The organism is Paraburkholderia sp. BL6669N2 (assembly GCF_003387275.1).
In the GTDB taxonomy this organism is placed as follows: Bacteria; Pseudomonadota; Gammaproteobacteria; order Burkholderiales; family Burkholderiaceae; genus Paraburkholderia.
Window position 1 is genome coordinate 1,974,279 of the sequence record NZ_QUNA01000001.1, and the last position, 19,838, is coordinate 1,994,116.

The 19,838-nt window shown below is 63.6% G+C and carries 17 protein-coding genes; 10 read left to right on the forward strand and 7 right to left on the reverse strand.

Annotated elements, in window-relative coordinates; all coding sequences use genetic code 11:
• Positions 1–29 precede the first annotated feature (29 nt).
• From thiC to B0G80_RS09095, 5 genes are all read left to right on the forward strand, one after another.
• A complete protein-coding gene (gene thiC / locus B0G80_RS09075) occupies positions 30–1,961 on the forward strand; it encodes a phosphomethylpyrimidine synthase ThiC (protein WP_116117759.1) in 1,932 nt (643 codons plus the stop codon).
• 255 nt (positions 1,962–2,216) lie between these two features.
• Positions 2,217–2,429 (forward strand): glycine zipper 2TM domain-containing protein, encoded by a 213-nt coding sequence (locus B0G80_RS09080; protein ID WP_116117760.1) that lies wholly within the window; start codon positions 2,217–2,219, stop codon positions 2,427–2,429.
• 253 nt (positions 2,430–2,682) lie between these two features.
• Complete coding sequence (locus B0G80_RS09085; RefSeq protein WP_116117761.1) at positions 2,683–3,165, forward strand: hypothetical protein; 483 nt, start codon at positions 2,683–2,685, stop codon at positions 3,163–3,165.
• 331 nt (positions 3,166–3,496) lie between these two features.
• A complete protein-coding gene (locus B0G80_RS09090; RefSeq protein WP_106279318.1) occupies positions 3,497–5,095 on the forward strand; it encodes an L-lactate permease in 1,599 nt (532 codons plus the stop codon).
• A 435-nt stretch (positions 5,096–5,530) separates the two neighbouring features.
• Positions 5,531–6,457 carry a DMT family transporter gene (locus B0G80_RS09095; RefSeq protein ID WP_116119590.1) on the forward strand — a complete coding sequence of 309 codons (927 nt, stop codon included), beginning with the start codon at positions 5,531–5,533 and terminating at the stop codon, positions 6,455–6,457.
• 500 nt (positions 6,458–6,957) lie between these two features.
• Here the strand turns inward: B0G80_RS09095 and B0G80_RS45760 are convergent, their stop codons facing one another.
• Positions 6,958–7,113 (reverse strand): hypothetical protein, encoded by a 156-nt coding sequence (locus B0G80_RS45760; protein WP_181919934.1) that lies wholly within the window; start codon positions 7,111–7,113, stop codon positions 6,958–6,960.
• Between the two features lie 181 nt (positions 7,114–7,294).
• Complete coding sequence (gene bamC / locus B0G80_RS09100; RefSeq protein ID WP_116117762.1) at positions 7,295–8,524, reverse strand: outer membrane protein assembly factor BamC; 1,230 nt, start codon at positions 8,522–8,524, stop codon at positions 7,295–7,297.
• Between the two features lie 461 nt (positions 8,525–8,985).
• Between bamC and B0G80_RS09105 the strand changes: the two genes are divergently transcribed.
• The 3 genes from B0G80_RS09105 to B0G80_RS09115 all read left to right on the forward strand — a co-directional run bounded on the left by B0G80_RS09105 (position 8,986) and on the right by B0G80_RS09115 (position 12,810).
• Positions 8,986–9,450: a DUF2844 domain-containing protein gene (locus B0G80_RS09105; protein ID WP_116117763.1), complete on the forward strand. Its 465-nt coding sequence runs from the start codon at positions 8,986–8,988 to the stop codon at positions 9,448–9,450.
• 59 nt (positions 9,451–9,509) lie between these two features.
• Positions 9,510–10,796 (forward strand): DUF3443 domain-containing protein, encoded by a 1,287-nt coding sequence (locus B0G80_RS09110; protein WP_116117764.1) that lies wholly within the window; start codon positions 9,510–9,512, stop codon positions 10,794–10,796.
• Between the two features lie 139 nt (positions 10,797–10,935).
• Positions 10,936–12,810: a glycosyl transferase family 1 gene (locus tag B0G80_RS09115; protein ID WP_116117765.1), complete on the forward strand. Its 1,875-nt coding sequence runs from the start codon at positions 10,936–10,938 to the stop codon at positions 12,808–12,810.
• Positions 12,811–12,831: 21 nt separating this feature from the next.
• Here B0G80_RS09115 and B0G80_RS09120 read toward each other — a convergent pair whose 3' ends face one another.
• Positions 12,832–13,293: a hypothetical protein gene (locus tag B0G80_RS09120; RefSeq protein ID WP_116117766.1), complete on the reverse strand. Its 462-nt coding sequence runs from the start codon at positions 13,291–13,293 to the stop codon at positions 12,832–12,834.
• A 314-nt stretch (positions 13,294–13,607) separates the two neighbouring features.
• Positions 13,608–13,937, reverse strand: coding sequence for a hypothetical protein (locus tag B0G80_RS09125; RefSeq protein ID WP_116117767.1), 330 nt, complete (start codon positions 13,935–13,937; stop codon positions 13,608–13,610).
• A 266-nt stretch (positions 13,938–14,203) separates the two neighbouring features.
• On the opposite strand from B0G80_RS09125, the gene B0G80_RS09130 reads away from it, so the two are divergent.
• Together B0G80_RS09130 and leuA are read left to right on the forward strand one after the other, a co-directional pair.
• Positions 14,204–15,106 carry a class I SAM-dependent methyltransferase gene (locus B0G80_RS09130; protein WP_116117768.1) on the forward strand — a complete coding sequence of 301 codons (903 nt, stop codon included), beginning with the start codon at positions 14,204–14,206 and terminating at the stop codon, positions 15,104–15,106.
• Positions 15,107–15,384: 278 nt separating this feature from the next.
• On the forward strand, positions 15,385–17,103 hold the full coding sequence (gene leuA / locus B0G80_RS09135) for a 2-isopropylmalate synthase (protein WP_116117769.1): 1,719 nt from the start codon (positions 15,385–15,387) through the stop codon (positions 17,101–17,103).
• 159 nt (positions 17,104–17,262) lie between these two features.
• Here leuA and B0G80_RS09140 read toward each other — a convergent pair whose 3' ends face one another.
• Genes B0G80_RS09140 through B0G80_RS09150 form a run of 3 tightly spaced genes read right to left on the reverse strand, consistent with a single transcriptional unit; the run spans position 17,263 to position 19,533 of the window.
• On the reverse strand, positions 17,263–18,051 hold the full coding sequence (locus tag B0G80_RS09140) for an amino acid ABC transporter ATP-binding protein (RefSeq protein ID WP_116117770.1): 789 nt from the start codon (positions 18,049–18,051) through the stop codon (positions 17,263–17,265).
• The gene (locus B0G80_RS09145; protein WP_106279299.1) at positions 18,051–18,728 is read right to left on the reverse strand and encodes an amino acid ABC transporter permease; all 678 of its coding nucleotides are present in this window, start codon (positions 18,726–18,728) and stop codon (positions 18,051–18,053) included. Before B0G80_RS09145 ends, B0G80_RS09140 begins: the two co-directional genes overlap by 1 nt.
• Before the next feature lie 22 nt (positions 18,729–18,750).
• On the reverse strand, positions 18,751–19,533 hold the full coding sequence (locus B0G80_RS09150) for an amino acid ABC transporter substrate-binding protein (protein WP_116117771.1): 783 nt from the start codon (positions 19,531–19,533) through the stop codon (positions 18,751–18,753).
• Positions 19,534–19,838 lie beyond the last annotated feature (305 nt).

Consider the following 19,838-nt stretch of genomic DNA (forward strand, 5'->3'; position numbering starts at 1 on the left):
GCGCCAACTCTGGTCGACAGGAGATACAGATGAACGCCAATCCGAAGTTCCTTTCCGCCGACGCTCACGTCGACGAAGCCGCTGTCGCGCCGCTGCCGAATTCCCGCAAGGTCTACGTGACCGGCTCGCGTGCCGACATCCGCGTGCCGATGCGCGAAATCTCGCAGGCCGACACGCCCGACAGCTTCGGTGGCGAAAAGAATCCGCCGGTCTATGTCTACGACACGTCGGGCCCTTACTCCGATCCGGAAGCCAAGATCGACATCCGCGCAGGTCTGCCCGCACTGCGCCAGGCCTGGATCGAAGAACGCGGCGACACCGAAGCGCTGACGGGTCTGTCGAGCGACTTCAGCCGCGAGCGCGCCGCCGACACGGCCACGGCCGATCTGCGCTTCAAGGGCCTGCATCGCACGCCGCGCCGCGCAATCGCCGGCAAAAACGTCTCGCAGATGCATTACGCCCGTCAAGGCATCATCACGCCGGAAATGGAATACATCGCGATTCGCGAGAACCAGCGCCGCGCCGAGTATCTGGAAAGCCTCAAGACAAGCGGGCCGAACGGCGAAAAGCTCGCGGCGATGATGGGCCGTCAGCATCCGGGCCAGGCGTTCGGCGCCAGCGCGTTCGGCCCGAACGGTCTCACGGCGATCACGCCGGAATTCGTGCGCGAAGAAGTGGCGCGCGGCCGCGCGATTATCCCGAACAACATCAATCACCCGGAAAGCGAGCCGATGATCATCGGCCGCAACTTCCTCGTGAAGGTGAATGCGAACATCGGCAACTCGGCGGTGACGTCCTCCATCGGCGAGGAAGTCGACAAGATGACGTGGGCGATCCGCTGGGGTGGCGACACGGTGATGGATCTCTCCACCGGCAAGCATATCCACGAAACGCGCGAGTGGATCATCCGCAATTCGCCGGTGCCGATCGGCACGGTGCCGATCTATCAGGCGCTCGAAAAGGTCAACGGCAAGGCCGAAGATCTGACGTGGGAAATCTTCCGCGACACGCTTATTGAACAGGCCGAGCAAGGCGTCGACTACTTCACGATCCACGCGGGCGTGCGTCTGCAATACGTGCCGCTCACCGCCAAGCGCATGACCGGCATCGTCTCGCGCGGCGGTTCGATCATGGCGAAGTGGTGTCTCGCGCATCACAAGGAAAGCTTCCTGTACGAGCATTTCGAAGACATCTGCGAAATCATGAAGGCGTATGACGTGGCCTTCTCGCTCGGCGACGGCCTGCGTCCCGGCTCGATCTACGATGCCAACGACGAAGCGCAGCTCGGCGAACTGAAGACGCTCGGCGAACTCACGCAGATCGCGTGGAAGCACGACGTGCAGACCATGATCGAAGGCCCCGGCCACGTGCCGATGCAGCTCATCAAGGAGAACATGGACCTGCAACTCGAATGGTGTGACGAAGCGCCGTTCTACACGCTGGGACCGTTGACGACCGACATTGCGCCGGGCTACGACCACATCACATCGGGCATCGGCGCCGCGATGATCGGCTGGTTCGGCACGGCGATGCTCTGCTACGTCACGCCGAAGGAACACCTCGGGCTGCCGAACAAGGACGACGTCAAGACCGGCATCATCACCTACAAGCTCGCCGCGCACGCCGCCGATCTGGCGAAGGGCCATCCGGGCGCGCAGGTGCGTGACAACGCGCTCTCCAAGGCGCGCTTCGAGTTCCGCTGGGAAGACCAGTTCAACCTCGGTCTCGATCCGGACAAGGCGCGCGAATTCCACGACGAAACACTGCCGAAGGATTCGGCGAAAGTCGCGCATTTTTGCTCGATGTGCGGCCCGCACTTCTGCTCGATGAAGATCACGCAGGACGTACGCGAGTTCGCCGCCCAACAAGGCGTCACCGACGACGAAGCGCTGAAGAAAGGCATGGAAGTGAAGTCGATCGAGTTCATGAAGAAAGGCGCTGAGATCTATCAGCGGCAGTAAGGTTGGATTCGCGGAGCGGGCGTCGTGATTACGCCACCCGACCCGCCAAACTTTGTATTGCAGCAACGAAGCCCGCCACTGGCGGGCTTTTGCGTTTGCGGCGCCCGGGCACGCCGCGTGCTAGACGGAGGGAAACACTTGATTACGAAACCGTCATTTTGCTGACAAGCGCACACATCCGGATACAGGATGCGGCGATACCATCAAACGCATGGGCGGTGTCTACTGCCGACCGTAACCACTGGAGTCAACATCATGAAATCGATACGTCAAATCGGTATGTTTGCGGCCGTCGCGGCCGTCCTGGTGAGCCTTTCCGCGTGCGACGGCATGAGCCGTCAGGGGCGCGACACCGCCATTGGCGCGGGTCTGGGTGGCGCGGCGGGCGCAGCGATCGGCGGCAATGCGCTGTCGACGCTCGGCGGCGCGGCGGCAGGCGGCGTGATCGGGCATGAGGTTGGTAAGTAACGGAGAGTCATGCGTACGACATGCGTCGGGATGTCATGCGAGCGTGGGCCGAACAATGCTTCGCCCACGCTGACATGCAAGCGGCTCCGCGTCTCAACAGCCGGCGCGAATACGCAGTCAACCGTTCCATTCGACGCGCTGCAACGAGGTGAAATAAGCCGTTACGGTTTTGCAATCCTGTTGGTGCCCAGGCGGCGTAAGCTCATGACGTCACGCCCCTGATGGCGGCGTCCGATTCAACCAGGAGCGCGTCATGAAGTCCCGCCTCATCAACACGGCGTGCGCGATCGGCCGGCGGTGGCCGCTGCGCTTTTCCCCGTCTTTTCCACGCCTTTCGCAAACAGGCATCGCGCTCGGTGGCGCGGTCTGTTTAATGACGCTGTCCGGATGCTATTACCCGTACGGTTACTACCCGGCGGGCTATTCGCCGTATTACGCGACGGTCCCCGCAGCGGGAACGCAACAGGCAGTCCCGGTCGGGCAAGACGCCTATTCGGCAGATCAGCAGCAGCAACAAGCGCAGACAGGTCAACCAGGCCCGCCGCCGACATATGCGGTCGCCGCCCCGCCTGTGTATGTCGCCCCCGCTCCCGTCTACTATCCGCCGCCGGTCTACCCGGCTTACTACGGCTATCCGGGCTGGTATGGGCCGTCGGTGTCGATCGGCGTCGGCTTTGGTGGTTACTGGGGCGGTCACGGTGGTGGCGGATGGGGCGGTCACGGTCATTGGCACTAACACCCGCCCGCACGATTTAACCGCATCGCTCATACCAACGCGCCCGCGCGGCGGATTCCCGCCGTGCAGCGCCCGCACAACGTCGCGCGCCATGTCCCGCGTCGACCAGTCCCGCAAGCCGCGCTCCCAGCACGCATCAGCTGCGCCCGTAGTTTCCCTTCTTGACGCGGCCGGGCTGGGTTCTATGCTTGGTAAGCCACATGCAGTAGCCGTTTAAAAAAGCGATCCCGGCCGCGCCCGCGAGTCGGCGACGCCCATCCGTCATGCCATAGCGACGCGCTCCGGAGTGCGTGGTGCCGCGTCGAGTCCTAACAACAATGAAGGAGACGTGATGTTTCACCAACTACTCACTCCTGTCGGCAATTCGCTATTGCCATCGTTCCTCGTCGCGGCGCTGCCGATCATCGTCGTGCTGCTCCTGCTTGGCTGGGCCCGGCGGCCGGCTTGGCAGGCGTCGCTCGCGGGGTTGATCGTCGGCCTGATCGTGGCGATTCTGGTCTGGCAGTTTCCCGTGGGACTCGCGGTCGATTCGGTGGTCGCGGGCGCGGTGTTCGCCTGCTGGCCGGTCATGTGGATCGTGTTCGCGGCGATCCTGCTTTACAACATCTCACAACGCTCGGGCCGCTTCGCGGCCTTTCGCATGTGGATGATCGACAACCTGCCGAACGACCGGCGCGTGGTGCTGGTCGTGATCGGGTTTTCGTTCGGCGCGCTACTCGAAGGAATTTCGGGCTTCGGCACGCCGGTCGCCATCACCAGTTCGCTGCTGATTCTGCTCGGCTTCCCCACGCTCGAAGCGCTCACCTTCACGCTGATCTTCAATACCGCGCCAGTCGCGTTCGGCGCACTCGGGGTGCCGATCACCGTGCTCGGCGCGGTCACGCATTTGCCGGCCGATACGCTCGCCAAGATGGTCGGCCGCCAGTTGCCGTTCTTCGCATTCCTGCTGCCCTTCTATGTGATCGGCGTCTATGCCGGCTTTCGCAACATGCTGCGGGTGTGGCCCGTGCTGCTGGTGTCGGGCGCGAGCTTCGCGCTGACGCAGTTCGTCGCGTCGAACTATGTGAACTACAGCTTGACCGACGTGTTGTCGTCGATGGTCTCGCTTATCGTCACGATCGCCTTCCTGCGCGTCTGGAAGCCCGCGGCGGATCCGAAGTTCGCGGTCAACATCGACCGCGTGGGCGAAGTGCGGGGCAAGATCGGCGGCGGCCAGGGCTGGTATCCGTGGATCATCGTCTCGGTGGTGGTGATCATCTGGACCGTGGCGAAGATCTTCCTGATCGGCGACGTCAAGGTGCCATGGCCGGGACTCGACAAGGCCGTCTTCATCACGCTGTACAACACGCCGTACAGCGCGGTCTGGGACTTCCAGCCGCTCGCCACCGGCACGGCGATTCTGGTCGCCGCGCTCATTACGGCGGCCGTGGTCAAACTGAGCCCGCGCGAATTCGGCGCGGCGATCGCCGACACGTGGGTGCAGACGCGCATCGCCATCCTCACGGTGGCGACCATCGTCGGGCTCGCGTATCTGATGAACTACTCGGGGCTCACGTACACGCTCGGCCTCGGCGCGTCGTCGGTCGGACCGTTCTTTCCGCTGGTGTCGGCATTCCTCGGCTGGGTCGCGGTGTTCCTGTCCGGCAGCGACACGTCGGGCAACGCGCTGTTCGGCAACCTGCAGGTGGTCGCGGCCAATCAGCTGAATCTCAACCCGATTCTGATGGCGGCTACGAACTCGTCCGGCGGCGTGATGGGCAAGATGATTTCGCCGCAGAACATTTCGACCGGGGTGGCGACCACCGAACTCAAAGGCAAGGAAGGCGTGGTCTTCGCCAAAACCTTCAAACACTCGATTCTGTTGACGGTACTGCTCGGCGTGCTGGTGTGGCTGCAGCAGAATGTCCTGCAGTGGATGATTCCGCATTGAGGCGGGTCGGGTTGTGCGGGCTATTACGCCTGCACAACCCGTTGGCTCGATACGCGCGATGCGCTCCGAGTGGCGGGCAGCGGCCGTGTAGACGCCGGCGTGCGCCGCTTTAGCCGGAACAGGCTGGAGCGAGGTCGTCGGCGCTCCGCCGCTGCCGCGCTGCCGCGCTGCCGCAAAATAATTCACGTTGCGTGCGCAGGCCTTTTCCTCCACCTTGTCATTTCAGCCCCACTTCACCGTCCCGATCGCAATATTTCTCACATCAGCGTGAGAATTGCTCGTTATGCACGGACCGCCGCTGCGCTTACGATCGACGATTATCAAACGCCTCCGTCTCCCGGAACTTGCCGTTTCATTGCAGCCTGAAACGTTTCGCCCGACTGCACTGCTACGATGCACAGGTGTCTCGACTCAACCGCGCGCGGCGCCACCTCGATGAATGCTAAAAACCTGCTCCAGTTGCTGATCCTCGCCGCCCTGTGGGGCGCCTCGTTCCTGTTTATCCGGGTTGGCGTCACCGACTTCGGCGTCGCGCCGTTGATGGCACTGCGCGTCGGCATCGGCGCGGCCTTTCTCGCGATCGTGCTGATCGCGCGACGTCCGCTGCGCCAGTCCGCGACGATCCTGCGCACGCGCGCCTTTCCGCTGCTAGTGGTCGGCATTCTGAATTCGGCGGCGCCCTTCTGCCTGTTCGCCTATGCCGAGTTGACGCTGTCGGCCGGCGTCACGTCCGTGATCAATGCGAGCACGCCGCTGTGGGGCGCGCTGGTCGGCTTTCTGTGGCTGCGCGACAGATTGAGCGCGCTGCGCACGCTGGGGCTGGTGATCGGCTTTCTCGGCGTGCTGATGCTGGTGTGGGATCAGATCGCCGCACCCGACGGCACGCCGGCCACGCCGCTCACCACCGCGCTCGCGGCCGGCGCAGCGCTCGGCGCCACGTTGCTTTACGGCATCGCCGCCAACTACACCAAGCGCCATCTGACCGGCGTCGACGCTCTGACCGTCGCCACCGGCACGATGACCGGCGCCACCATCGTGCTTCTGCCGCTCGCCGTGATCTACTGGCCGGCGGCGCCGATCTCGCTGCACGCATGGGGCGCGGTGATCGCGCTCGGCGTCGCCTGTACCGGCGTCGCGTATATGCTGTTCTTCCATCTGATCGCGGTGGCCGGACCGGCGCGCGCGATTACGGTGACCTTCGTCATTCCGATCTTCGGCATTCTGTGGGGCGCGCTGTTTCTCGGCGAAAGCGTCTCGCCGGGCATGATTGAAGGCTGCGGCGTAATTCTGGTCGGCACCGCGCTCGCCACCGGCGTGGTCAAGCGTCTGCCGTGGATCGGCACGCGCCGCGCCGACACCTGAAATCGGCTTTTTTCGCGCGACGCTTTCACGGCGTCGCCGACTCTCATAACTCTCATCTCTCGCGCCGCCACGCCGGCCGCGCCGAATCCCGAGCGCACAAAAAATAGCCCGCACTCCATGTCGGAGTGCGGGCGAAACCGTCGCCCTACGAGGATAGGCGACGGGGCCACCGAGGCCGCGCGCAGCGCAGGCCGTCATCGGGCGAAGCATCGGTTCGTCGGCCGATGCTGGAATGGTCCGGAATAGCTTCAGATCGTCGATCGAGACTCGTCGCCAACTCACACCGGGTCATGCAATCCGGCCCCATGAGTGTATAAAAGCAGCTTGTGTGCCAGTTATGTTAAATCGTTCGAAACCAACGACAAGCGCTTGATTTTTCTTGAGTTTTCTGCCGAGGACGGTTGCGGAGAGAGGCGCTCAGGAAGGCCTGGATAGTTACGTCACCGGGGTAACGTCACGTTACGTGCAGTCGCACGAGGCGGCCGCAGCGGCGGGTCGAGTCAAAGCGTTGGCCACTTCGTGCGCTGAGCTGCGCCATGCCGAAGCTGCAGGCCGGTTGGCCGCCGCGATTCACGCGGGTTCAAGGCTGCGACGCATACCAGCGCCAGAACGAGCAAGCTCGCCGCCCACATCCAGTAAGGAATCACGTCGAACATGGCCATCTCCCGTTAAACGGCCGGTTTGGACCGGTGTTGAGCGGACCAAGCAAAAGACGTGCATAGGCGTTTGAGATCGATTGTTGGCCGGGTCTTGCCGCACTCTCGGGGCATAAAAAAACCCGCCCGGGATCTTTCCCGGACGGGTTTCAGATAGCGTTGCCGCCTGCGGCGGCCTTGCTCAGTGCAACTGGTCGGCCATCAGACTCATGATCTGCTGGGCCTGCGGGCTCTGGTCAACCGTGCCCTTATCGTCGACCACGGCGACACGCGTCTGGTTAGGCGTCACGGCGCGCACGTTCACCAGATACTGCTTGGCAACTTTTTCCTTCTTGCCGTGGAAAACCTGGCTCCAGAAGCCCTGTTCGGCCGACGTCATGTCCTTCGGATCGACGTAGCGCACGAAGTACAGGCCGCGAGTCAGGTCGCGGTCGTCGACGGTAAAGTTGCTGCGATCGAGCGCGAGGCCCACCCGCAACCAGGCGCGGTCGTACGGCTCGCCGAGCGTGAGTTCCGTCGACGAAAGCTGCGCTTCGTTGCCGTTCGCGTCCGCATTCGGCGACGGTTGCTGGGCGGACAGCGAAACGTTTTGCGCCGCCGTGGCCGCAGCCGCCGACTTGGCGCCCGCCGTGGCCGCGTTCGGCGCCGTTTGCGCGCCGGCCGACAGGTCGGCGTTTTGCGCGTCAGCCGGTTTCGAGCGCGAATCGGCCAGCGCCAGCGCCGCCATCAGCCGCTTCAGATATTCCTGTTCGAGGCCCGGATCGTTCGGCTTCGCCACCCACGTGCTCGAATCGTTGTTCGTGCCGGTCAGCGCCTCGCGCATGCCCTTCTGGCTGACGAACACGTAGGTGCCGCCGTTCGGCGCCGCTTCCAGACGCGTGCGGTACTTGTTGCGCTCCGAGGTCACGTAGCTGTTGCCCATGGCTTTGGACAGCGTGCCACGGATCAGGCCGTCGTTGATCTGCGCGTGCGTTTCGTTCCAGTCGGTTTCCATCACGCCCTTGTCGCGCTGGTCGACCACCAGCAGGAAGCCCTGCTCCTGCCAGAAGCGGCGAATCTGCGGCCATGCCTGCTCAGGCGCCTTGTTGTCGATGACGAGCCAGCTTTCGGTGCCGTCGCGCTGGATATGCATGCCGCTGACCGCCGGCGCCACCACCACGGAATTGGCCGACGGCGCTTGCGCCTGAACCTGCTTGAGCGTGGACAACGAGGTTTCGCCGCCCTGCGGGGGCAACGAACGCTGATCGGCCGTCTCATCGATCATGTTCGGCGGTACGGCAAGTGATACCTGCTTCGATTTCGAGTCGCTCTTGTAGTCGACTTTGGTCGGCGACGACGTGCCGCAGCCGGCGACCAGACCGCCTGCCATCAGCATTACTGCAAACCGCTTGGTAAGACGAAGATCAGTCATGTTCGGGGAATCCTTCCGCTACGCCACGGCAAGTTTCCGTGGATCAACCCAACATTTTACCGATCCCGGCGAGTCATGTGCAAAAACCCGGGTTTGCCCGCGAATTGAGCAGCTCGAGGCGCGCGCAAACGACGCGGAATCGACCCGCGAGAAGGACTCCGAAGCGTCCAAACTCTGTCGACCTTTCCGTAAGGCGCAAGGATGTCGTTTTCGCGCCTGAGACGGCCTCGCGCACGGCAAATTTAACAATTGCCCACATTTCCCAACGCACTGTCAGATACACCCTACGTCATCGTCAGATCATTGATTCGACAGCACTTTCCGAGGTCCTGTCGCGTTCAATTTCGATATATCTAAATTAGCTGAATGCCGCTTCCAGTAACGGTTCAAAAACCCGAGTGATATCTTGAAATGGACATCACCAGAAGCCTTTGGGTGCTTCAGCCACGGGACCGACCGCCATGCCATTGCCTACTCTTACGCCGGCTTTCGCAGCCTCGGCGATCGCCTTCGCCGCCTTGATCGCGAGCCGCGGCGCGTGCGCCGAACTGGGCGGCGCCATGCCGTCGAGGGCGGATGCGAGCGCCAGCGCGCCGCGCGCCATGTTGAACGGGGCGCTGCGCGTGCGCACATTTACCGACGCCGGCAACACGACTATCACCGAGTACGCGGCGAACACCGGCCAGATCATCGGCTATGCGTGGCAAGGCCCAACCATGCCGGACTTGCGCGCGCTGCTCGGCAAGTACGCGGACTCGTATCGCGCCGGCGCTGCCGCGGCGGCAGCGGACGGCAATCTGCACGTCTCGCGCGTGGCGCGGCCGGACGTGATCGTGGAATCCGGCGGCCCGATGCGCGGTTACGCCGGTCGCGCATGGCTGCCGACGGCGCTGCCGCCCGGCCTGACAGCCGACGATTTCCAGTGATGCGCCCCCGACCACGCACACGGCATCAGCACTCCACCTCGACGAACACGCGCCACGCCATGAAATCCGACCTGTCCTCTTATGCCCCGCTGCTGATCTGCGCCGCCCTCGCGGGATGCGGCGGCGGCGGTGGCGGCGGCACCCCGGCCGCCACGTCCCCGACCGGCCCGGCCGCACCGGGCAACAGCCCGGGCGCCGCCAGCGCGCCGGTAGCCGCCGCGCCGCCCGCCGCCTCGGGCGCGAGCCCAGGCAGCTCCGTGCCGCAGTCGAACACGCCGAACGTCCAGCCGATCGCCGTCTCCGCCTCGCCCGGTCTGACGCGCAACATGCTGACCACCAGCGTTACTGTCTGCCAGCCCGGCACCAGCAATTGCGTGACGGTCGACAATGTCCAGGTCGACACCGGTTCGCACGGACTCAGGATTCTCGCGTCCGCATTGCCGGCCGACCTGCCGCTCGCGGCAATCGCGTCGGGCAGCGGGATTGCGGGCGAATGCGCGGTGTTCGGCGGCGGCTACACCTGGGGCGCGGTGCGCAGCGCGGACGTCCGCATGGCCGGCCAGTTGGCGGCCTCGATTCCGATCCAGACCATCGCCGATCCGGCGCTCCCCGACGTGCCCGCCGACTGCGCGGGATCCGGCCGCGCCATGCAGACGGTGGCCGGCCTGCGCTCGAACGGTATTCTCGGCGTGGGCCTGTTCGCGGCCGACTGCGGCAGCGGCTGCGTCAGCGCCGCGCTGCCGCGCTGGTACTACAGTTGCGATGCCGGCGGCGCCTGTCTCGCCAGCACGCAAGCCCTCGCGCAGCAGGTCACCAATCCGGTCAGCCGCTTTGCGCTCGACAACAACGGCCTGGTCATCGACCTGCCGGCCATCGCCGACGCCGGCGCGGCCAGCGTATCGGGTTCGATGATCTTCGGCATCGGCACCCAGGCCAACAACGCGCTGAACGGCGCCAGCGTCCTCAAGGCGAATCCGGTGACGGGCTACGTCGTCACCACGAGCGGCGGGCAGACTTATTCGCAGAGCTATGTCGACAGCGGCTCGAATGGGCTGTTTTATCGCACGAGCCAGTTCCCGCAGTGCGGCTTCTGGTACTGCCCGGCTTCGACTCAAGCCGCGAACGCCGCGATCACCGGTACGGATGGCGCGTCGAACACGGTGTCGTTCGCGGTCGCCAATTCGAGGGCGCTGTTCGCGTCGTCGAACAATGCCTTCAACAATCTGGCCGGCGTGGCCAGCAGCGGCTTCGGCTGGGGCTTGCCGTTCTTCTTCGGACGACGTGTCTATACCGCCATCGCCTCGCGCGAGACATCGGCGGGCCCGGGGCCGTACTACGCGTTCTGAACCGATGGCTTCTTTCGACGCTGAAATTTCGCAAACTCATCGGGCGAACCGTTTTGGGATCCATCGGCTGAGATAATTCCATGCTCCGGCTAACCTGGTTCCGATTAGTTAGTCATGCAAATTCTGGACGTCTCGGCAGATGGAAGAACCCACTTTTTCGCTCGATCATTTCGAGCAGCTCGTCTACACCCGGCAGCATCTGAAAGCCGCGATCCAGTTCATCGCCGCGCTGGCGCTCCTGCAGCAGAAGCACGGCGAACTGGACGGCAGCTTTCGCGCCTCGGGCATGGCCGGTCTGCCGCCCGCCGAACAGCACAAGCGCTTCTGCACACGTCTCGCGAGCGCGGCGTCGACCCTGTTTGCGGACCCGGCATTCCAGTTGCCCACCGAATGCTTCAGATTGCTTCTGACATTGCACGAATGGGTCGGATTGGTGTTCGCCTGCACACCGTTCGGCAACGCGGACCACGTAAGCCGTCACCTGAATCCGCGTGGTCCGGATAATGCCCAGTTTCTGCCCGGCGACCGCTTCATCGAAAAACTCTGCGTGCTCTATTCGACCGAGTCCGAACTGGAACTCGACTTCGCCGCGCTGTGGGCCTATGACAAATCGCTTGCCGCCTGTCTTGCACTCGCTCTGCTGGCGCCGGTCTTCAAGGGTTCGGCGAACGCGCATATCAAACGCGAAGCGCTAATGGAATGGCTGCCCGGCAAACTGCAGCAGATCGACGACCTCGACGACCTGCCAACCGCCGTGCTGCATAACGCCTATATGTTCTGCAGCTACGCGGACACGCCGCGGCGGCACGAGATCAAGCGGGACATCAACGCGCTGGTGCGCCGCAAGCTGGACCAATTAGGACTGGCCGACATTCCCGCGGCACAACTGGCGCGCGCGAAAAGCCGCCGGCAACGTGGCAAGAAACCGCTCATGGTGGTCGTGCTCGAGTGGTTCAGCGGCGCGCATTCGATCTACCGCACGCACTCGCTTACGCTCGAAGCCGCGCGCGAACATTTCGAAGTGGTGGCTTTCGGCTTCGGCTATGCGGTGGACGAGATTGGCCGCGCGGTGTTCGACCGTTTCATCGAACTGGAAGAGCCGGAATATATCGGCGAATGTCTGAAAACGATTCGCGATTTTGCCGAGGCGGAACAGCCCGACGTGCTCTATATGCCGAGCGTCGGCATGTTCGCGCTCACGGTGTTCATGTCGAACCTGCGCATTGCGCCGTTGCAGGTCGCCGGCCTCGGGCACCCGGCCACCACGCACTCCGACAAGATCGATTACGTCAGCGTGGAGGAAGACTACGTCGGCGACCCCGCCTGTTTCAGCGAGCGTCTGATGAAGCTGCCGAAAGACGGCCAACCGTACCGGCCGTCGGTGGCGCTGCCGGAAATCGTCGCCGAGATTCCGCCGTCACGCGAGACGTTGGAGATCGTCATCACGGCAAGCGCAATGAAGCTCAATCCCGGCTTTCTCGAAGCGTGCCGTGAAATCGGCGAACGCGCGGCGACGCCGGTCCAATTTCACTTCATGAGCGGCGTGCCGTTCGGTTTGCCGCTCGAGCGCATGCGCGACGTGATCCGCCAGACGCTGCCGCACGCCGTCGTGCACAGCTTTCATGAATACGCGGGCTATCTGGCGCGCGTCAATCGCTCGGACCTGTTTCTCAGCCCGTTCCCGTTCGGCAATACCAACGGTATCGTCGACGCGCTCACGCTGGGTTTGCCCGGCATCTGCAAGCGCGGGCCGGAGGTGTTCGAGCGGATCGACGGCGCGCTGTTCGAGCGCGTGGGCATGCCGTCGTGGACCACCGCGGAGAGCGTCGAGGATTACGTCGCCGCCGCCGTGCGAATGATCGACGCCCACGACGAGCGCACGGCCCTGCGGCAGCGCCTGATCGATATGCGGGCGGTGGAACGGTACTTTGAAGGACGTCCGCAGGCGTTCGGTGAATGCGTGCTGGAACGGGTGCGGGCGAAGCAACGCAAGCGAGACGAGGCGACGGCTTGAGTTTCGGCGGCGCGCGCTGTGCTACTCGGTGGCGCTGGCGGCCGGCGTCGCCAGACTGGCCGGCGCGAGCCAGTTGAATGCGCTCAGCGTCGGGCCGTTGAACGTGCACTCCGCGGCCGCCGGCGTGACGGTCTTCCGCGTCTTGGCGGATTTGAACCAGAACCCTCCGGTTGCCGACGCATCTGATGCGCCCGATGCGCCTGCCGCACCTACAGCCACAGTCAAAGCGGCGAGCGGCGCACTCGCTGCCCCGGGCGCGGACGCCGGGAGCGCTGCCCGTTCGATCGATCCTTCGACCACCACGCGCGAGCCGTGGATACCGGCGGCGGCATGGGTGATCTTGAGCGGATCGGGCGACGTTTCCGCCAGCTTGCTTCGCATCAACTGTTCGCATGCGTCCGTGTTCTTGTAGACGGCCGTGCAGCCCGCCAGCAGCGCAGCGGCGGTCGTGACGCAGACGAGAGAGAGAATCCGAATCTTCATTGATGTTCCGTTTTTCAAGCCGTCGGCAATTGTAGCTTACGGCCTGCTTCAACGGCAGCGGCGTCGGGCGCCGGCGAGGCACGCTGATCCGCGCGATGGCACCGCGCTGCGACTGGTGATCCTAGTGGCCATCGGCGTCGCGGTGATCGCGCAGAGCGGTACGCTGCCAAACGTGTTCGGACTCCGACCCGTACCCGTATTCAGGCCACACGCGGCCCATCGCCCGAAAAAAGCTCAATTGAACAAAACAGTCCGTGCGAGGATGCGCTGCTATCCGACGCGTGATGCGGCACGACTGTCGTCCGCGGGGCCGCTCAATTCGAGGGCATTGCCGGTTGCACGTAGGTGCGCACGCCGGCGAGCGGCGAACCGTAACCGCCGGAATTGGTGTGATTCGGCAGGCCGTTGACCAGTTGCGCGCGCGGGTCGGTCGGATTCAGGTTCATTTCCCCTGCCTGCTGGTTGCCGTGCGTCGGATATTCGCTGCCTCGCGCCGCGTTCGGCATCAAACGCGTGCTGTTCTGCGGCGCGTTCATGTCGTCCTGCGGACTCAAACCCTGCGCGCCCGCCTGTGCGGCGATCGCGCACGCGGCCGCGCACAGTAAAACCCGCCCTAACTGCGACATCGTCGATGTTCGTTTCATACCTGCCTCCGGCAAAATGAAATGAAGGGGATCAAGTCGCGCCCCGGCATACAACAGGCCTGCACGGGACGGCCAACGCTGACCACACCAGTTATACGCGCCACGCCGCGCTTCGGATTCGGCGACCTTCAGGACGCGCCGCGGTCAACAGGGAAACCGGCGGGCACGGTCTTTTATTCCGGTTGCGGCGAGCGCCACGCGAAACCCGGCGAACGCCTATCCTTACGCCCATTACCGATTTTGTTCCCGCGCGGTCGCGCCCGATAATGGACGTCATGAACCCACAACCCAATCTTCAGGCTCGCACGCTGCGCGCCGCGCTTGCGACGCTCACCGCAACGCTGCTGCTGGCGGCCTGCGCCGGCCCGTCGGCCTCGACTTCTGCCTCGAATTCCGCGTCAACTTCCGCATCGTCCAGTCCGGCGCTGCTCGATGCCGCGATTTCCGGACCGCAACGCGGCGACAAGGCTCGCGCCCGCGACATCTACCGCCATCCGAAGGAAACGCTGCAATTCTTCGAACTCGCGCCGTCGCAAAGCGTGCTGGAGATCGAGCCGGGCGGCGGCTGGTACACGGATATCCTCGCGCCGTATCTGCGCGAGCACGGCAAGCTCTACGAGGCGCAGTACGACGGGCCGCAGAGTGCGCCATCGGCGGAAACACAGGCCAATCGGGCCGCGTTCGCGCGCAAGCTGGCGGCCACGCCAGCCGTGTACGGCCATGTCGTGGTCGGCACGCTGCACGCCGGCCAGTTCAGCGGCTTTCCGGCCGATGCCAGCGTCGACGAGGTCCTGACCTTCCGCAACATTCATAACTGGATCAAGGACGGCCAGATCGACGCCAACCTGCGCGCGTTCTACGCGGCGCTCAAGCCGGGCGGTGTGCTCGGTGTCGAGGAACATCGCGCGGCGCCGGGCACCTCGCTGCAACAGACCATCGACACCGGCTATGTGACGGAAGACTACGTGATCGAACACGCGCGCGCGGCCGGCTTCGAACTGGCCGGAACGAGCGAAGTGAACGCCAACCCGCGCGACACGAAAAACTACCCGAACGGCGTCTGGTCGCTGCCGCCGACCTTCGAAGGCGGCGACGTCGACCGGGCGAAATATGCGGCGATCGGCGAATCGGATCGCATGACCTTGCGCTTCGTGAAACCGGCGCATTAACCTCCGCCACTCTCGAGCCACAAGGGAACGGCGCTTGACGCCGTCCCGATAATATGGTCCTATTGCGCACTATGTACCGCGCCCAGACCATCCTATCGCTACTACTAGCCCCCTCTACCGGGCTAGGTCTGCTGCTGCGCGCTTCCATCTGAAACACCCGAAGCACCGCAAAATTCCCCAGTAACTGACCCAGCCCCGGTTTTCGACCGGCGCCTCGTCATGTCTTTTCGTCGTCCGGTCGACTCCCAGCTACCTGGTCTCACCCACGGATGATGAAAATGTTGAAGAACCCCGCTACCAAGTATCGCTCGTTCAAGCCCGTCACCTTGACGGATCGCCAGTGGCCGTCGCGCACCATCACGCACCCGCCGATCTGGATGAGCACCGACCTGCGCGACGGCAATCAGTCGCTGTTCGAGCCGATGGACGCGCAGCGCAAGATGCGCATGTTCAAGACGCTGGTGCAGATCGGCTTCAAGGAAATCGAAGTCGCGTTTCCGTCTGCTTCGCAGACCGACTTCAATTTCGTGCGTGAGCTGATCGAAGGCGGCCATATCCCCGACGACGTCACCATCGAAGTCTTGACGCAAGCGCGCGACGACCTGATCGAGCGCACCTTCGAATCCTTGCGTGGCGTGCCGCGCGCCATCGTCCACCTGTACAACGCGACCGCGCCGGAATTCCGCAAGATCGTCTTCAATCTGGAAAAGAGCGGCGTGAAGGAACTGGCGCAAAACGCTGCGCGCACGATGAAGCGCATCGCCGCCACCATGCCGGAAACGCAGTTCACGTTCCAGTACAGCCCGGAAGTGTTCAGCGGCACGGAAATCGAATTCGCCAAGGAAGTCTGCGACGCCGTGTTCGATGTCTGGCAACCGACGCCGGAACACAAGGCCATCGTCAACTTGCCGGCCACCGTCGAAATGTCCACGCCGAACATCTACGCGGACCAGATCGAGTGGATGCACCGCAATCTCGCGCGCCGCGAGTCGCTGATCATCTCCGTGCATCCGCATAACGATCGCGGCACCGCCGTGGCCGCCGCTGAACTCGCCGTGATGGCCGGCGCGGATCGTATCGAAGGCTGCTTGTTCGGCAACGGCGAGCGCACCGGCAACGTGGACCTCGTCACGCTCGCATTGAACCTGTACACGCAGGGCGTCGATCCGGGCCTCGACTTCTCGAACATCAACGAAGTCGCGCGTACCGCGGAAGAATGCACGCAGTTGCCGATCCATCCGCGTCATCCGTATGTCGGCGATCTGGTGTTCACGGCCTTCTCGGGCTCGCATCAGGACGCGATCAAGAAGGGTTTCGCGGTGCAGAAGCCGGACGCGGCCTGGGAAGTGCCCTACATGCCGATCGATCCGGCCGATCTCGGCCGCACGTACGATTCGGTGATTCGCGTGAACAGTCAGTCCGGCAAGGGCGGCATCGCGTATCTGCTCGAACAGGGCTACGGCGTCGTGTTGCCGCGCCGCTTGCAAGTGGACTTCAGCTCGGCCGTGCAGCGCTTCACCGACGACAGCGGCCAGGAAGTCACGTCCGCGCAGATCTGGGAATTGTTCCAGCAGGAATATGTGCAGAACACCGCGCCGATTCATTACGTGGGCCACAGCCTCGCCGAGCGCGATGGGCGCGAGCGCATCAAACTGACGGTCGATATCCACGGCACGCGGCGCGTGCTGACCGGCGAAGGCAATGGTCCGCTCGACGCGTTGATGCACGCGATCGGCGTGCCGGTGCGGATTCAGCACTATGAAGAACGCGCGTTGACGCAAGGCGCGGATGCCCGCGCGGTAGCGGTGGCCGAAATGGCCGGCGCCGATGTGACCGGCAGCGCGTTCGGCGTCGGCATCGACGCCAATCTGGTGACGGCGTCGATTCGCGCGGTGATCAGCGGGGTGAATCGCGCTTACGCTCGTGTCAATGCGCAGGCGCAGGAAAGCTTCTTTGACGCCGCGATGAACGATGCCGCGGAAAGCGTGGGCGTTTAAGGTTCGATGAGCATGGCTGCGACTGCGTAGCGGTGTTGTTAGAAGGGGGCGTTCCGACGCCCCCTGTTGTTTGGGCTGCTGTCTCGGTGCGGCGCCGTGCTGGCGCATCGCAGCCAGGCCGCGCCGCTTTGCGCCCTGCCGCATGCCTGCCCTGCCGCGTTACCGCCGTCCGGTTCCGCCCGATTCAGTCCATTCATCCGGCAAACTATGCGTCAACGTCGAGACGAAACGCTCCGTTTCCGGCGCGCGCGGCTGCATGAAAATCTCACGCGACGGCCCGGCCTCCACTACCACGCCGTTATTCAGAAACACCACGTCACGCGCGATCGTCGCGGCAAGCCGCAAGTCGTGCGTGGCCATCAGCATGGTCATGCCTTCAACGGCAAGTTGCTTGAGCACCTCCACCACTTCCGCGGCGAGGCCAGGATCGAGCGCCGAGGTCGGCTCATCGCACAACAGCACTTCCGGCGACGGCGCCAACGCCCGCGCAATCGCCACCCGCTGCTGCTGACCGCCGGACAGCGTGGAAGGCCATGCGTCCGCCTTCTGCGCGATGCCGACCTTTTCCAGCAACTCGTCCGCGCGAGCGCGTGCTTTGTCCTTGTCCCACTTCAGCACGGTCACCAAACCTTCCATCACGTTCTGCCGCACCGTCAGATGCGGAAACAGCTGAAAGTTCTGGAACACCATGCCGGTACGGCGGCGAATCGTCAGCACCGCTTCGCGAGAAGGCCGCTGGTCGCGGCTGAATTCCAGCCGCTGGTCGCCGAGTTCGAGAGCCCCGGACTCTGGAATCTCGAGCAGATTCACGCAACGCAACAGCGTGCTCTTGCCGCTGCCCGATGGACCGATCAACGCGGTGACATTACCCGAGGCGAGTTGAAGATCGACCGAGTTGAGCACCCGCAGGCCGCCGAAATACTTGTCGATTTTTTCCAGCCGGATCATCAGTTGCCTGCCTGGAAAAGTGCGTGACGCCCGAATTTGCGTTCGAGCCTGACTTGCGCCGACGACAACACCGAACTGAACACCAGATAAACCAGCGCCGCTTCCGTGTACAGAATCAACGGCTCATAAGTCACCGATGCGATACGTTGCGCCGCCTGAAACACCTCTGGCACGGTCAGCACCGCGGCGAGCGAAGTGTCTTTCACCAGCGCGATAAACGAATTGGACAACGGCGGCAACGCAACGCGCGCAGCTTGCGGCAGGATCGCGCGACGCAAGGCCTGCTCGCGGGTCATCCCCATCGAATACGCCGCTTCCCACTGCCCCTTCGGAATCGACTCGATCACGCCGCGTATCACTTCGGAGTTGTACGCGCCGACATTCAGCGAAAAGCCGATGATCGCCGCGGTCAACGGATCGAGCACGATGCCCACGTTCGGCAAGCCGTAGAAGATCACGAACAGTTGCACGAGCAACGGCGAGCCGCGAAACAGCCATACATAGAAGCGCACGACCGCCACCGCCCACTTGGGCCCGAACAACCGCACCAGCGCGACGAGAAACGCCAGCGCGAGCCCGATCGCGAACGAGATCAGCGTGAGCGGCACGGTAAACACGAGCCCCGCATACAGCAGGGGCCACAGCGACTGCGCCATCAGATGCAACCATGCCGGCATGATTCAGACTCGCGGAAGGCGTTTACTGGGAGACGTCTTTGCCGAAATACTTCTGCGAGATCTTCGCGTAGGTGCCGTCTTTCTTCATGTCGGCGAGCGCCTTGTTGATCGCCGCCTGCAATTCCGGGCTGCCTTTGCGAATCAGCACTGCGGACTTGTCGCTGCTGTCGGGCGAGGTATCGAGCGCGGCGATCTTCACTTTCGCATCCGGCTTGTGCTTCTTAAAGTCGAGGAACGACAGCGAGTCGTTGACGGTGGCATCGACACGGCCCGAGGTCAGCAGATCGATCGACTCATTGAAGCCCTGCACGGGGATCACTTCCGCGCCGTGCGCGGCCGCGATCTTGCCGAAGTTGCTGGTCAGCGTATTGGCCGACTTCTTGCCCTTCAGGTCGTCGAAGTTCTTGATCGTGGTGTTGTTCGACGCCACGATCAGCGCCGCGTGCGACGTGATGTACGGGTCGGAGAAATCGTATTTGGCCTTGCGCGCATCGGTCACGGCCACTTCGTTGATCACCGCGTCGTAACGGTTCACATCGAGGCCGGCAATCAGACCGTCCCATTTGCCTTCGACGAATTGCGGCTTGACGCCGAGACGCTTCGCGATCTCCGTGCCGATCTCGACGTCGAAACCGGTCAGCTTGCCCGATTCGTCGTGGTACGTGAACGGCGCATAGGTGCCTTCGGTGCCGATCTTGAACACGCCGGCGGATTTGATCTGCGCGAGTTCATCGGCGGCGAATGCGGAAGTCACGGCCACGGCCTGGAACAACGCGATCAGCAGAATGGAACGAATCGATTTCATCAGGCGGCTCCGTCAAATGTGCCACGTGGGTGGCTGAGTCTTGTGTTGGACAGTCCCCGCCGGCGCGTGCGCCTTGCAGAGTGGGCGGACTGTAGCAAACGGCCTGCGTTTTTACAAAGGATCAGGTTTTCGATCGATATGCGCTTGCGTGCTAAGCGAACAGCCAAGGCCTCTGGTATGACGCGGATTCCAACTCTACAGCAGATAGGACAGACGCGGGTTGCATCGCAACACGGAACCTGTGTTGCGCGCCATCGGGGAAAACGCGAGAGCGGTGCTGCCGCGGCGAACGCGCGGCATAAAAA